Source organism: Kitasatospora sp. NPDC001159, from assembly GCF_053598235.1.
This window is the reverse complement of record NZ_JBSFJV010000017.1, coordinates 50,533-64,835: the sequence shown is the minus strand read 5'-3', so window position 1 is coordinate 64,835 and position 14,303 is coordinate 50,533. Positions and strand designations below refer to the sequence as shown.

12 protein-coding genes are annotated in these 14,303 nt (G+C 74.6%); 9 read left to right on the top strand and 3 right to left on the bottom strand.

Annotated features, from left to right (window positions below):
- Nucleotides 1–243 precede the first annotated feature (243 nt).
- Complete coding sequence (locus tag ACWC9T_RS11750; protein WP_449820874.1) at nt 244–933, bottom strand: response regulator; 690 nt, start codon at nt 931–933, stop codon at nt 244–246.
- A gap of 25 nt (nt 934–958) precedes the next feature.
- Nucleotides 959–2,182: a sensor histidine kinase gene (locus ACWC9T_RS11745; RefSeq protein WP_449820873.1), complete on the bottom strand. Its 1,224-nt coding sequence runs from the start codon at nt 2,180–2,182 to the stop codon at nt 959–961.
- Nucleotides 2,183–2,310: 128 nt separating this feature from the next.
- Between ACWC9T_RS11745 and ACWC9T_RS11740 the strand changes: the two genes are divergently transcribed.
- Together ACWC9T_RS11740 and ACWC9T_RS11735 are read left to right on the top strand one after the other, a co-directional pair.
- Nucleotides 2,311–3,327: an SAM-dependent methyltransferase gene (locus ACWC9T_RS11740; protein WP_449820872.1), complete on the top strand. Its 1,017-nt coding sequence runs from the start codon at nt 2,311–2,313 to the stop codon at nt 3,325–3,327.
- Nucleotides 3,324–4,493, top strand: a complete 1,170-nt coding sequence (locus ACWC9T_RS11735) for an NADH-quinone oxidoreductase subunit D (protein ID WP_449820871.1) — start codon at nt 3,324–3,326, stop codon at nt 4,491–4,493. Before ACWC9T_RS11740 ends, ACWC9T_RS11735 begins: the two co-directional genes overlap by 4 nt.
- An 18-nt stretch (nt 4,494–4,511) precedes the next feature.
- On the opposite strand, the gene ACWC9T_RS11730 is transcribed toward ACWC9T_RS11735, so the two are convergent.
- Complete coding sequence (locus tag ACWC9T_RS11730) at nt 4,512–5,333, bottom strand: hypothetical protein (RefSeq protein ID WP_449820916.1); 822 nt, start codon at nt 5,331–5,333, stop codon at nt 4,512–4,514.
- Between the two features lie 257 nt (nt 5,334–5,590).
- On the opposite strand from ACWC9T_RS11730, the gene ACWC9T_RS11725 reads away from it, so the two are divergent.
- The 7 genes from ACWC9T_RS11725 (at nt 5,591) to ACWC9T_RS11695 (ending at nt 14,174) form a co-directional block, all read left to right on the top strand.
- The gene (locus ACWC9T_RS11725) at nt 5,591–6,040 is read left to right on the top strand and encodes a hypothetical protein (RefSeq protein ID WP_449820870.1); all 450 of its coding nucleotides are present in this window, start codon (nt 5,591–5,593) and stop codon (nt 6,038–6,040) included.
- Between the two features lie 28 nt (nt 6,041–6,068).
- Nucleotides 6,069–8,822: a toxin glutamine deamidase domain-containing protein gene (locus ACWC9T_RS11720; protein WP_449820869.1), complete on the top strand. Its 2,754-nt coding sequence runs from the start codon at nt 6,069–6,071 to the stop codon at nt 8,820–8,822.
- 157 nt (nt 8,823–8,979) lie between these two features.
- On the top strand, nt 8,980–10,272 hold the full coding sequence (locus tag ACWC9T_RS11715; RefSeq protein WP_449820868.1) for an SUKH-4 family immunity protein: 1,293 nt from the start codon (nt 8,980–8,982) through the stop codon (nt 10,270–10,272).
- 226 nt (nt 10,273–10,498) lie between these two features.
- Nucleotides 10,499–10,816, top strand: a complete 318-nt coding sequence (locus tag ACWC9T_RS11710) for a hypothetical protein (RefSeq protein WP_449820867.1) — start codon at nt 10,499–10,501, stop codon at nt 10,814–10,816.
- Nucleotides 10,817–10,931: 115 nt separating this feature from the next.
- Nucleotides 10,932–11,894 carry a Ppx/GppA phosphatase family protein gene (locus ACWC9T_RS11705; RefSeq protein WP_449820866.1) on the top strand — a complete coding sequence of 321 codons (963 nt, stop codon included), beginning with the start codon at nt 10,932–10,934 and terminating at the stop codon, nt 11,892–11,894.
- A 643-nt stretch (nt 11,895–12,537) separates the two neighbouring features.
- Nucleotides 12,538–13,341 carry a sugar phosphate isomerase/epimerase family protein gene (locus tag ACWC9T_RS11700; RefSeq protein WP_449820915.1) on the top strand — a complete coding sequence of 268 codons (804 nt, stop codon included), beginning with the start codon at nt 12,538–12,540 and terminating at the stop codon, nt 13,339–13,341.
- A gap of 44 nt (nt 13,342–13,385) precedes the next feature.
- Complete coding sequence (locus tag ACWC9T_RS11695) at nt 13,386–14,174, top strand: class I SAM-dependent methyltransferase (protein ID WP_449820865.1); 789 nt, start codon at nt 13,386–13,388, stop codon at nt 14,172–14,174.
- Nucleotides 14,175–14,303 lie beyond the last annotated feature (129 nt).

Below are 14,303 nucleotides of genomic sequence, written 5' to 3'. Positions count from 1 at the left end.
GCTCGCTGCGCTCGCTCATGCGCCCGCCTCGCCGCGCTCGGCAGGGGCATTCGCCCGGACGCCCCTTTTGATCGTTCGCTCGCTGCGCTCGCTCATGCGCCCGCCTCGCCGCGCTCGGCAGGGGCATTCGCCCGGACGCCCCTTTTGATCGTTCGCTCGCTGCGCTCGCTCACGCTTCGTCCCTGATCATCCGTTCCAGTCCACCTGCGGGTACCGGACGTACCGCCCCAGTGTACGGGCGCGTCAGTCCGCCGCCCCGGCCCGGATCAGCCCGGCCTCGTACGCCAGCACCACGGCCTGGACCCGGTCGCGCAGCCCGAGCTTGGCCAGGATCCGGCCGACGTGGGTCTTCACGGTGGCCTCGGAGAGCACCAGCCGGGCCGCGATCTCGCCGTTCGACAGCCCCTGGGCGACCAGCAGGAACACCTCCCGCTCGCGCTCGGTCAGCGGGCCGAGGACGTCCGAGCCGGGCGCGCTCTGCGGGGTGGGCAGCACCTCGGCGAAGCGGTCGATCATCCGGCGGGTGGTGGTCGGGGCGACCACCGCGTCGCCGCCGTGCACCGCGCGGATCGCGGCCACCAGTTCGGTCGGCGGGACGTCCTTCAACAGGAAGCCGCTGGCCCCCGCCTTGAGCGCGGCGAAGGCGTACTCGTCCAGGTCGAAGGTGGTGAGGATGAGCACGTGCGGGGCGTTCGGCAGCGGGCTGCCGTCCTCGGCCAGGCAGATCCGGCGGGTCGCCTGCACCCCGTCCAGGCGCGGCATCCGCACGTCCATCAGGATCACGTCCACCGGCGTGTGCCGCAGCAGCTCCAGGGCCTGCACGCCGTCGCCCGCCTCGGCGGCGATCTCGATGTCGCCCTGCGACTGGAGGATCATCCGGAAGCCGGTGCGCAGCAGTTCCTGGTCGTCGACGAGCATCACGCGGATGGTCAAGGTGGCTCCTAAAGGGGGCGGTGGGTCAGTGTGCGGCCTTGAGCGGGAGGATGGCGCGGATCCGGAAGCCGCCGCCGGGGCGGGGGCCCACGTCGAGGCTTCCGCTGACCATGCCGACCCGCTCGCGCATGCCGATCAGGCCGTGGCCCAGGCCGTCCGCGCCGCCGGCGGTCAGCTTCTCGTCGGTGCTGCCGCGTCCGTCGTCCTCGACCAGGACGGCCAGCTCGCGTTCGCCGAAGTCGACCGCGACCCGGGCGTGCACGTCGGGGCCGCCGTGCTTGCGGACGTTGGTCAGCGCCTCCTGGACGATCCGGTAGACGGTGAGCTCGACGCCGCGCGGCAGCTCGCGGGGGTGTCCGGAGGTCGCGTAGTCCACCTGCAGCCCGGCGGTGCGGACCTGTTCCAGCAGTTCCGGGAGCTCCTCGACGCCGGGTTGGGGGACGTACTCCTCGGCGGTGTCGGAGGTGCGCAGCACGCCCAGCAGGCGGCGCATCTCGACCAGGGCCTGTCGTCCGGTGGAGGCGATCGTGCCGAGTGCCTCCTTCGCCTGTTGGGGGGAGTTGTCGAGGACGTACGCGGCGCCGTCGGCCTGGACGATCATCACCGAGACGTTGTGGGCGACCACGTCGTGCAGTTCGCGGGCGATCCGGGCGCGCTCGGCGGCGACCGCCACCTTGGCCTGGGCGTCCCGTTCGCGCTCCAGGCGGGCCGCGCGGTCCTCCAGCTCGGTGAGGTAGGCGCGGCGCACCCTGGTCAGTCGGCCCCAGGCCCAGCAGAGGATGAACGGGGTGCTCATCAGCAGGGTGATCAGTGCCGCCTCGCCGAAGCCGTACGGGTGGGTGTGCGCCTCGCCGGCGTTCACCGTCGTCTTCATCGGGTTCATCTGCCAGTACGTCAGCGGTCCGGCGGCCAGTCCGGCGGCCAGGGCCAGCCGGGAGGTCCACTTCTGGCCGAAGGCGGCGCCGGTGTAGGCGAAGACCAGGTAGGCGATGGCGGAGGCGCCCGGTTCGACGTCGGCGATCACCTGGGCGAGGGCGACACCGGTGGCGGCGGCGACGGCGACATCGGGGAAGCGCCGGCGGAAGACCATCAGCAGCGGCAGCAGCACCGCGACTAGGAGCTCGGCGTCGAGGTGCCAGCCGGTGTCGAACTCGTTGTTCGGCAGCAGGCCGAGGAACAGCACGATCGATGCCCATGCGGCGTCGACCACCAGGGGGTGACGGCGGAGCCAGGCGTTGAGTCGATGCACGTCTCAAGCCTAGGCAGTCGCGCGAGGTGCCCAGGTCCGCCGGTAGGGCGATCCGCCCTACTCCGTAGGTCGGAGACGCCCCTGCACCGGTTGGGAGGGGTTCCCGGAGCCCGGTAGCGTCCCGCCCCATGACTTGGATGCGGTGGGCGCCCGCCATGGAACAGGCCCTGTACGACCCGGACGGCGGCTTCTACCGCAGGCCGGAGGGCCCGGCCGGGCACTTCCGCACCTCGGTGCACGCCTCGCCGAGATTCGCCCGAGCGGTGGCCCGGCTGCTGCTCGAGGTTGACGTGGCCCTCGGCCGTCCGGAGGAACTGGCCCTGGTCGACGTCGGGGCCGGGCGCGGCGAGCTGCTGACCGGGGTGCTGGCCGAGCTGCCCGGCGAGGTGCTGGCGCGACTGCGCCCGTACGGCGTGGAGATCGCGGAGCGCCCGGCCGGCCTTCCGTCCACAGCCCTGTGGACGGACGAGCTGCCGCGCGGCCTGACCGGGCTGCTGTTCGCCAACGAGTGGCTGGACAACGTGCCGCTGGACGCCGGGGAGGTGGACGGCGAGGGGGTGCTGCGCTACGTCGAGGTGGACACCGCGACCGGTGCGGAGCGGTCCGGCGAGCCGGTCTCGGCGGCGGACGCGGCCTGGGCCGAGCGCTGGTGGCCGGTCGAGCGCCCCGGGGACTTCGTGGAGTTCGGCGGGCCCCGGGATGCGGCCTGGGCGCGGGCCGTGGCCGGGCTGGAGCGCGGTCTGGCCGTTGCCGTCGACTACGGGCACACGGCGGAGCGGCGACCGTTCCTCGGCACCCGCGCGGGCTTCCGGGAGGGCCGGGAGGTGGCCCCGGTGCCGGACGGCTCCTGCGACGTCACCGCGCACGTCGCGCTGGACGCGATCGCCGTGCCCGGTCTCCACAGCCTGTGGACAACCCAGCGCGAGGCCCTGCGCGCGCTCGGGGTGAGCGGCGCGCGCCCGTCGCTCGCGCTCGCCTCCACCGACCCGGCGGCGTACCTGCGGGCGCTGAGCGCCGCGGGGGAGGGGGCCGAACTCACCGACCCGAGCGGGCTGGGCGCCTTCGGCTGGCTGGTCCAGGCCGTCCACATGCCGGTACCGGCGAGCTTGGAGCCGGTGCCGGGATGGCAGACTCTGGGTTCATGAGGGAGACCACGGTCGGCATCGGGGCGGGAGCCGAGAACTTCACCGGCGAGGCGGGCACCACCGACATGGTGCTCAACATCGGCCCGCAGCACCCGGCCACGCACGGTGTGCTGCGGCTGCGCCTGCTGCTCGACGGCGAGCGGATCATCACCGCCGAGCCGGTGATCGGCTACATGCACCGGGGTGCGGAGAAGCTGTTCGAGGCCCGTGACTACCGACAGATCATCATGCTGGCCAACCGGCACGACTGGCTCTCCGCCTTCTCCAACGAGCTGGGCGTCGTCCTCGGCGTCGAGCGGATGCTCGGCATGGAGGTCCCCGAGCGGGCGGTCTGGGTCCGCACCCTGCTCGCCGAGCTCAACCGGGTGCTCAACCACCTGATGTTCCTCGGCTCCTACCCGCTGGAGCTCGGCGGGATCACCCCGATCTTCCACGCCTTCCACGGCCGCGAGGAGCTCCAGCACGTGCTGGAGGAGGCCTCCGGCGGCCGGATGCACTACATGTTCAACCGGGTCGGCGGCCTCAAGGAGGACCTCCCGGCCGGCTGGCTCGGCCGGGTCCGCGCCGCCGTTGCCAAGGTGCGCTCGGAGATGCCGGTCTTCGAGAACCTCGTCCTCGGCAACGAGATCTTCCGCGCCCGCACAGCCGGCGTCGGCGTCCTCACCAAGGCGCAGGCCGAAGCGTACGGGGTCAGCGGCCCGATCGCCCGGGCCAGCGGCCTCGACTTCGACCTGCGCCGCGACGAGCCCTACCTCGCGTACGGCTCGGAGGAACTGCGGCAGGTGCTCACCGTGGTCACCCGCGAGGAGGGCGACTGCCTGGCCCGCTTCGAGTGCCTGCTGGAGCAGACCCTCAACGCGCTGGACCTCGCCGACGCCTGCCTCGACAAGATCGCCACCCTGCCGCCCGGCCCGGTCAACCAGCGGCTGCCCAAGGTGCTCAAGGCGCCCGAGGGCAGCACCTACGCGTGGACCGAGAACCCGCTCGGGATCAACGGCTACTACCTGGTCTCGCGCGGCGACAAGACGCCGTGGCGGCTCAAGCTGCGCTCGGCCTCCTTCAACAACATCCAGGCGCTGACCGAGCTGCTGCCCGGGACGCTGGTCGCGGACATGGTGGCGATCCTCGGGTCGATGTTCTTCGTGGTCGGCGACATCGACAAGTAGGCCGGTACGACGAGTGGGTCACCCGGCCTTGGGCTTCTTGGCCGGGTCTGCCGGGTGCGGAGCCACCTTCCGGTCGCCCTTGGTGGCGATCCGCTCCTCGCACAGCCGGGCCAGCACGTCGTAGCCCGCCTTGCCCATCAGCTCGGTGAGCTCGGGGCGGTAGCTGACGTACACCGGCTCCGCGCCCTGGTGCGCGGCCGGCGCCCCGGTGCACCACCAGTGCAGGTCGTGTCCGCCCGGGCCCCAGCCGCGGCGGTCGTACTCGCCGATCGAGACCTGGAGGTAGCGGGTGTCGTCGGGGCGGTCGATCCAGTCGTAGGTGCGGCGGATCGGCAGCTGCCAGCAGACGTCCGGCTTGGTCTCCAGTGGCTCGCGGCCCTCCTTGAGGGCCAGCGCGTGCAGGGCGCAGCCGGCGCCGCCCGCGAAATCCGGGCTGTTCACGAAGATGCAGGCGCCGTTGACCCGGCGGGTCTGCCGGTCGCCGTCCTCGTCCAGCATGGTGATGCCGCCGTCGGACTTGATCCGGCCCTTGGCGTCGGTGCCCTCGGCGAAGTTCTCCCACAGCTCGGGGGTCAGCCGCGCCGCGTGTCCCAGGACGCGCTTCTCGTCGTCCTCGTCCGAGTAGTGGGCGCCCAGCGTGCAGCAGCCGTCCGACTCGCCGCGGCCCTCGCGGATGCCGTGGCAGCCCTGGCCGAAGACGCAGGACCAGCGGGAGGTCAGCCAGGTGAGGTCGCAGCGGAAGACCTGCTCCTCGTCGGCGGGGTCGGCGAACTCGACCCAGGCGCGCGGGAAGTCGAGCGGGACCTCGTCGCGCGGGATCTCGCGGCGCAGGGTCGGCATCGCGAGGTCGACGGGGGCGGGGGAGGCCTTGGGCTTCGCCTTGGCCTTCTTCTTGGACGTTTCTGCTGGTGCCACCCGGCAAGGGTAGAGCTTCGCGGGGGCGTACGGGCCGGTGGCCGAGCCCGCAGCCGCGCCCGGAGTGGCGCCCGGGTGGGCTCCGGGCGGCGTGAAGGCGGGGTGAAGAGGTCCGGCGGTCGGTCCGGGAGGGGCGGGAGGGTGCCTAGGATGGCGGCCGGTCCGCTACGGGGAGGTACGGGATGGCAGGCGGCAGCACCGGGAAGTCCGACGGCGGCAGCGGCGGGTTCGTCATCAAGCCGTGGGAACTGCGCGGCGAGGGGAGGGAGTTCGAGAAGATCGGGCGCGAGCTGGGCAAGGCCGCCGACGCCCTGGAGGAGGGGCTCACCGCGCTCGGCACGCCCTGGGGCGCAGACAAAGCGGGCAGCGCCTTCGCCGCCGTGTACGGTCCGGCGCACGGTGAGCTCCTCGGTGGGCTCAAGGGGTTGGCCGGCGGAGTGGGCCGGGTCGGGGCCGGGCTGCACGCGATGGCGGAGCGGACCACCGACACCGACACCTCGACGGCGGACGGCTTCGGGGGGAAGGCCCGACCGGCGGTCAACCCGCCGGGGGTGTCACCCGCGGTGTATTCGGTTGCCGGGTCGGCAACCCCGGGGGCGGCGCCGGTCGTCCCCAAGGACATGTCGGTCTGACCGGCCCGGCTCGAAGGGGGAGATGCGCGTGTCCCGGAAACTGCCCGACGAACTGGTCCCGCTCCTGGCCAGGACCGGCCAGTCCTGGCCGCAGGCCGACGAGGAGGGGCTGCGCAAAGCAGCCGCGCTCTGGCGGGAGTTCGGCTCCGAGGCGGACCGGCTGACCCGCCGCTGCGGGGAGTCCGTCCAGCGGGTGACCGCCGACAACTCCGGTCACGCGGTCGAGTCCTTCAGCGCGTACTGGCAGACCTTCAGCGGCGGCGGCAAGGGCCATCTGGACGACGCCCACACCGCGGTCGGGCTGGTCGGCACCGCCTTCGACACCGCCGCCCGGGCCGTGGACAGCTGCAAGGCGGAGATCATCGCCACCCTGCAGAACCTGGCGGCCGAGCTCAAGCAGGCCCAGGAGCAGGCCGCCAAGGTCCAGCAGACCGCGGCCTCGGTCGCCACGGCGGCGAAGACCGACCACGGGCCCGGCCGGACCGGGGTGTTCGGCGGCCTGCAGAAGGCCGTCGCCGGCGTCGCCGACGACGTGAGGAACGCCGCCACCACCCAGGTCGCCACCGGCGTCGAGGACGTCGCGGTCGAAGCGGCCGGGCTGAAGATCGCCGGCCTGCTCGCCGAACTCGGCCGCAGCATGAAGGACGCCCTGTCCACCGCGCTCAAGGAGCCCGCCGCCGTCGCCCTGCTGCGGCTCGGTACCGCCTCCGGCACGGGGATCACCTCCGCCTCCTTCCGCACCAAGGGCGGCTTCGACCCGCGCGCCGCCGGACTGCCCGCCGCGCTCGGCGAGCCCGGCGTGCTCGGGGCGGACGGCACCGGGCTGGTCCTGCTCCCCGGCAAGGACGGCAAGCCCGTGGTCGGCGTGCCCGGGCTCAGCGTCAAGGTCGACGCCCACGGACAGCCCGTTCTCGGCGTGGACGGCAAACCCGTCATCCTGCGCTCCGACGGCACCCAGGTCGCCGACGCCACCGGGCTGGTGGTGCTGACCGGGCCGGACGGCAAGCCGGTGGTCGGGGTCTCGGACCTGGCCGTCCAGCGGGACGGGCACGGGAAGCCGGTGCTCACCGGCGAGGCGGGCGAGGAACTGCACGGGCTCGCGCTGGCGGACCTGACGGACCCGCGGGACGCGAAGGGGGATCCGAAGGCCGACCCGAAGGCGGACCCGAAGGCCTCGGGCCTGGTGACGGTGTCGGCCGCGGTGCCGGTGGCGGATCCGACGGTGGTGCCGTCCGTGGTCTCCTGCGCGGCCTCGGCTCCGTCCGAGGCCGCGGCCGATCCGGTGGCGGCCTCCGCTCCGGCGGCCGGCCCCTCGCACCCGGGGTCGCACCGGGGCGCGGCAGCCGCCTCCGCCGACTGGTCGCCGCCCGCAGCGTGGGACGACGGTCCGGCGGTCCGGGCGGCCTCGGTGCCCTCGCACCAGGGCGGCGGGTCGGTGGCCGCGAGCTGGTCGGACGGGGACTACCCGCTCCAGGCGCCCGCGCACAACGGCGGCGGCGGTGGCGGTGGCGGCAGCGCGCCGGTGACCGTACGGACGGACTCGGTGAGCGCGCCGCCCGCGCCCTCCGTCTCGCCGTCCGTCGGCGGTCCCGGCTACAGCCCGGCGCCGGACGCGCCCTCGCCGGTCCGGCAGGTCGGAGTGGTCGGGGTGGCCGGGCAGTTCGGGACGCCGGCGTACGCGGGCGGCTACCCGGTGGCCGGTCCGGTCGGCACCGTCGGGCCCGGGCCGCTCGCGGTCGGCGTCGGCGGGGCCCCCGTGCATGTGGCGGCCCCCTTCGGCAGCGGCGTCGGTGCGGGAGCGCCCGGCGGCGTCGTGGGCGGCGTTCCCGCCGCCGGCGCGCCGGCGGCCGGTGCCCCCGCCACCGGAGCCCCCGGAGTCGTCGAGCCCCGACCCGGCGCACCCCGCCCCCCGGTCGGCGTCGCGCCGCACCCGGTCGCGCCCGGCCCGGTCGCCGCGCCGCCACCCCCGGCCGAGCCGCCGATCGTCGGCCCCACCCCGGTCATCGGCCGGCCCGAGTCGCACCACGTCGACGGCCGCCGCCGGGACACCGCCGCGGGCCTCGCCGACCCGACCCTGGCCTGGGGCGCCGTCCCGGTCGCCACCGCCCACGCGATGGCGCTCCAACTCGCCCTGCGGGCCCGACGCGGCCCGCTCGCCGACGACCAGGAAGCCCGGCTGCGCACCATCGCGGACAGCCGCCCGTACGGCCTGCCCGGCGGACTCGGACCGGTCGACCCCGCGCACCAGGCCGAACTCGAACGCCGAGTGCCCCGCGACGAGGACGACCTGCCGGCCCGCCACCCCGACCCGGCCGTCGGCGGCTGGACCGAGGCCGTCAACGTCGGCGGCCACCGCGATCCCGGCCGTGCCAACAACAGCCTGGAGATCGCCCTCTCCGCCGTCGACACCTACACCGGCCGCCCCACCTGTGCCGCCCCGCGCATCCCCACCGAGGGCGACGCCGGCGAACGCGGCGGCCGCGACCGCGCCGAACGTGAGCTCGGCGCCCCCTTCCGCGACCTCGGCGACGGCGGCCAGGCCTTCGACCGCCTCGCCGCCGAACTCCGCCGCGCCGGCCACGGCGCCCAGGCCGTCCTCCTCACCCTGGACGCCTACGGCCGCCCCCACGCCTGGAACGCCGTCAACCACCGGAACGCCGTCACCTACCTCGACCACCAACTCGCCCGCCACGGCCCCGCCCCCCTCCACCCCGCCGCCCAAGGCCTCTGGGCCATCGCCCTGACCCCCGAAGGCCGCCCCCTCGACCTGGCCGCTGCCTGAGCTCTCCCTGACTGCATCGAGGCCTTCGGCTCGAACTGACTGCGGCGTGGGCTCGCCCGTGGTGGGCCGGCCCCGGCCGCAGCGGGCGTCGGCACGATGCCGTGGGGGCGGGGGCTGGATGATGGTGGGGTTTCGACTCGATGACGGGGGTGGATGGGTGATCTCGCGGGCGCAGGCGGTGGAGGCGGGGCATCGGTGGATCAACGGGGATCTGCCGCAGGGGGCCGGGACGGTGCGGCGGGTGTGTGCGCACGAGTTCGAGCTCGGGTGGGTGGTTTGGGCGGAGCCGGTGCGGCTGGAGGTGGATCCGCGGACGGGGGAGCGGCGGGCGCCGGAGGAGGTGGGGGCCGCGTGTGCGGTGGTGGACCGGGAGAGCGGGCGGTTCACGGTGTGGCCGTCGGTGCCGGTGGACGAAGTGGTGGGGCTCTACCGGGACTTCGTGGGTGCGGGCGGGTACGACCCGACGCTGCCGCCGGCGACCGGTCGGGGTGCCCGGGCCGAGCTGACGTACCGGGACGCCGCCGGCGAGACCGGCTCGTTGGCCTTGTGGTCGGCCGCCGGCCTGCCGCACCCGGCGCTGCGCGGCTGGTGGTGGCTGCGGGAGCAGGGCATCGCCGCCGAGGACGTGCTGGCCGTACGGACGGACCTGCGGCTGAGCGCGCTGCCCGGCGGCTACTGGGCGTACGCGCTGGCGGCCGAACTCCCGCACCTCCGGCCGGACTCCGACCTTCCGTACGGCCCCCGGTTCGACCATCGCGCGGCCGCCGTGCGGGAGTTGCCCGCGCGGCCGGACGGTCCGGCCCGCAACCGGGTGCCGTTCCCGCGCGCGGCGGCGCCGCGGCCGCCGGAGGCGGACCAGGACCTGGCCCGGCGGCTGGCCGAGCGGTTCGGCCCGGCCGGTGTGCAGCGCTTCGACCCGGCGGACGTGGCGCGGGCCGAGCTACCCGGGGACGCGGCCGCGCTGCTGCTGGCGGTGGGGGTGCCGGTCGCCGTCGAGGGCTTCTTCGCGCTGCACCACCCGAGGGTGGAGGCGATCGCGGACGGCTCCCGCGCGGGCACCGTCCTGCCGCCGCTCGCCGCGCACCTCGCGTCGCTCGGCCGGGGCACCCGGATGGCCGAGCGCGAGCGGCTCGCGCTCGGCGGGCAGCTGGTGCTGGGCACGGACGGCTGGGCGGCCGTCACCCTCGACACCCGGCTGGGCACCGTCCAGGCGGTCGACCCGGACTACGCGACCGCCCGTCACTGCAATGCCGACCTGCGCGCCTTCGTCCGCTGCCTGGAGCTGTTCGCCGGCTGGTGGCCGACGCTGCGCGGGCTCGACCCGGCGGCCGCGGGCGAGGCGGTGGACGCCCTGCAGCGTGGTCTCGCGGAGCTGGACGGTACGGTCTACGGCGATCCGGAGAACTGGTGGGCCGTCGTCGTGGAGCAGTTGTGGGACGGTCTGCTCTGATGGAGGGCCGATGACGGGACGTCGGTCCGCGGGCCCGGGAACCGGACACCGGCCCCGGGCTGTCGGAACGATCAGATGACCGCGAAGCAGATGTACCGAAGCAGCAGCGCCCCGAGGACGTCGCCCGGATCGCCCGGCTCGCGGCCGGCAGCAAGGCGCACGTCATCCTGTACTCCTTCTCCGCCGAGACCTGCGTCAGGCCCACGCAGTCGCGCCGGCCCTGCCGGTGGTGCTGATCCAGGGCGGCGGGATCGCAGGGAACCCGGGCGACCTCACGCCGGACGGCATCGCCCTGGACACCGGCCTGGCCACCGCCGCCCGGATCGCCGCCGAGCGCAAGGCCGGGCGCGAGGTGTACGTCTGGACGCTGGACGACGAGGAGTCCTGGCAACTGATGACGGCCCGGGACGCCGACAGACCTGATCACCGACACCCCGGGCCCGGCCCGCCGCTGGGTGGACACCGACTGCCGTACCGAGCGCGGGTCGGACCGCGCGGGCCCCAGGGCGTGTCTGACAATTCCTGCCGGGCGCGAATTGTCTGACACGCCCTGGGGCACACGGAACGGTCGCCCGGCCTTGCACCGCAGTGGCCGGGACCAGCGCGAATACCGTCACCACCGATCTCCGTCGGGGCCGGATCGCGTAGCGTGGAGAGTTATGCGACTCGGTGTGCTCGACGTAGGTTCCAACACGGTCCACTTCCTCGTGGTGGACGCCCATCCGGGTGCCGCCCCGTTGCCCGCGTACTCGCACAAGGCCGAGCTGCGCCTGGCCGAGCTGCTGGACGACTCCGGCGCGATAAGCGAGGCCGGCATCGAGCGGCTGGTCGGCCACGTCACGTCCTCGCTGCGGGTCGCCGAGGACAAGGGCGTGGTCGACATCCTGCCCTTCGCCACCTCCGCCGTCCGCGAGGCCGCCAACGGGGAGCAGGTGCTGCGCCGGGTCGCCGCCGAAACCGGGGTCGAGCTGCGGGTGCTCTCCGGGCAGGACGAGGCCCGGCTGACCTTCCTGGCCGTCCGTCGCTGGTTCGGCTGGTCCTCGGGCCGGCTGCTCAACCTGGACATCGGCGGCGGCTCGCTGGAGATCGCCTGCGGCCTGGACGAGCAGCCCGACGTCGCCTGCTCGCTGCCACTGGGCGCCGGCCGGCTGACCGCCGGCTGGCTGCCCGGGGACGTCGCCGACCCGGACGGGCTGCGCGAGCTGAGGCGGCACATCCGGGCCGAGATCGCCAACGTCGTCGGCGAGATCTCCCGGCTCGGGCCGCCGCAGCACGCCGTCGCCACCTCCAAGACCTTCAAGCAACTGGCCCGGATGACCGGTGCCGCCCCCGCCGACGCCGGCCCGTACGCCGACCGCCGGCTCACCCGCGCCGGGCTGTCGGCCTGGCTGCCGCGGCTGTCCACGATGACCGTCGCCCAACGTGCGCAGATCCCCGGCGTCTCCGAGGGCCGGGCCAAGCAGCTGCTGGCCGGGGCGCTGGTCGCGGACGCCGCGATGGACCTGTTCGGCCTGGAGGAGCTGGACGTCTGCCCGTGGGCGCTGCGCGAGGGCGTCATCCTGCGCCAGCTGGACGCCATGGACAGCCCCGCCGACCGGCGCCGCCCCGCCCTGACCTTGTAGGGCATGTCCGGCTCAGCCGCAGAGCACGTGCCGCCGGTCACTGCCGGGCGTCCGGTCCCGTTCGGCGTGTGCTCCGCTTACGCTGTCTCCCGTGGTGCAACCAGCGGGCGAGGACGGGACGCGGGAGGGCCGCGCTCCCGGTGACGGGCAGCCGCGGCCGGACAGCACGCGCCGCAGGCTCGGCAAGGCCGGGCTCGGCAAGGCGGTCAAGGGCGCCACCGCGGCGCAGGCCGCCAAGGCCGTCCAGGTGGCCCAGCGCACCGCGAAGAAGGCCGCCGCGACGACCGTCGAGAAGGCTGCGGCCAAGAAGAGGGCCGCCGCGACGACCGTCGAGAAGGCTGCGGCCAAGAAGAGGGCCGCCGCGACGACCGTCGAGAAGGCTGCGGCCAAGAAGAGGGCCGCCGACAAGGCCGGGAAGACCGCCGAGAAGACCGGAAAGACCGCCGAGAAGGCCGGGAGGGCCGCCGAGAAGCGGACCGGAACGGCCAAGGAGCAGCCCCGGGAGACCCGCACCGCCCGGGCCGCCGGCGCCGCCAAGGCCGCCGTCCAGTCGGTGCGCTCGGTCAAGGCCGCCAAGCGCGACGCCGCCCGCCCGCCGTTGCTGCGCACCACCGACCGGCTGGTGCTGCCCCAGCACCCCACCCTGCACATCCCCGACACCAAGGTGGCCCTGTCCACCGCCTCGGTGTACCCGGCCAGCACCGCCGTCGCCTTCGAGCTGGCCGCCAAGCTCGGCTACGACGGGGTCGAGGTGATGGTCTGGAACGACCCGGTCAGCCAGGACGTCGACGCCCTGCGCCGGCTCTCCGACGCCCACCAGCTGCCGATCCTGGCCGTGCACGCGCCCTGCCTGCTGATCACCCAGCGGGTGTGGACCACCGACCCGTGGACCAAGCTGGTCCGGGCCCGGGCGGCGGCCGAGAAGCTCGGCGCGAGCGCCGTGGTCGTCCACCCGCCGTTCCGCTGGCAACGCCAGTACGCCCGCGAGTTCGTCGAGGGCATCAACCGGATGGCGGGCGAGACCGACGTCCGCTTCGCCGTCGAGAACATGTACCCGTGGCGCTACCGCGACCGCGAGGTGCTCGCCTACGCCCCCGGCTGGGACGTCACCGACGAGGAGTACCGGCACTTCACCATCGATCTCTCGCACGTCGCCACCTCGCGGATCGACACCTTCGCGATGGTCGAGCGGATGGGCGAGCGACTCGCCCACGTCCACCTGGCCGACGGCAGCGGCTCCGGCAAGGACGAGCACCTGATCCCCGGCCGGGGCAAGCAGCCCTGCGCCGAGCTGCTGGAACGCCTGGCCCGCACCGGCTTCGACGGCCACGTGGTCCTGGAGGTCAACACCCGCCGTTCCGCGTCCCCCGCCGAACGCGAGGCCGACCTGGCCGAGGCCCTCGCCTTCACCCGCTTGCACCTGGCCACCCCCTCGCGCGTACGCTGAGGCCCGGCCGACGTGGGCGCGAACGTCCTTGCGGAGGGGGAGCTGTGACGAAGGATCGGCTGTTCAGTGAGCTCGGCAACTTCCGGGAGCTGGCCGAGAGCTTCGGCTCGGTGGCCGCCGAGTACGACGCGGCGCGCCCGAGCTACCCGGACGAACTGTTCGACGAGCTGGAGCGGCTCTGGGGGCACGGCCTCAAGGAGGCCCGGGTCCTGGACGTCGGCGCCGGCACCGGCATCGCGACCCGGCTGCTGGCCGCCCGCGGCGCGGACGTGATCGCCGTCGAGCCCTACGCCGGGATGGCCGCCCAGCTGCGGGCCGCTTCGCCGCGGCTGCCGCTGGTCCGCGGCAACGGCGACGACCTGCCCTTCCACGACGGCTCCGCCGACCTGATCACGTACGCCCAGGCCTTCCACTGGACCCGCCCCGAGCACTCCGTCCCGGAGGCGATCCGGGTGCTGCGGCCCGGCGGCGCGCTCGCCGTCTGGTGGAACGTGCACGACGAGACCGTGCCCTGGGTCCGCGCCCGGGTCGAGCGGCTGACCGCCGCGCTGCCCGGCCGCTACCACGGCTACGGCCGGATCACCGAGCACACCGGCCACTTCGCCCCGGCCGGGCTGGCGGTCGGGCACGCCCGGCTGCGCTGGGAGCGGCGGGTCACCGTCGAGCACGTGCTCACCGACCTCACCTCCCGTTCCTTCCTGGCCTCGCTCACCCCCGAGGAGCGCGCCCCGATCCTGGCCGTCGAACGGGAGGCCCTGCGCGCCGACTTCCCGGACGGCGTCGTGGTCGAGCCCTTCACCCTGGACCTCACCGTGGCCGTCAAGCGGGGCTGACCCGGCGTGCCCGCATCCCGGACGGACTGTCCGCCGGCCGGACGGCGGGCGTAGGCTCGGTAGCCACCAGCGGCCCCCCGCACCCCTCTCCCGCGGGGCGCCGTCGAGAGCCTCGAAGGAGTGGAGCAC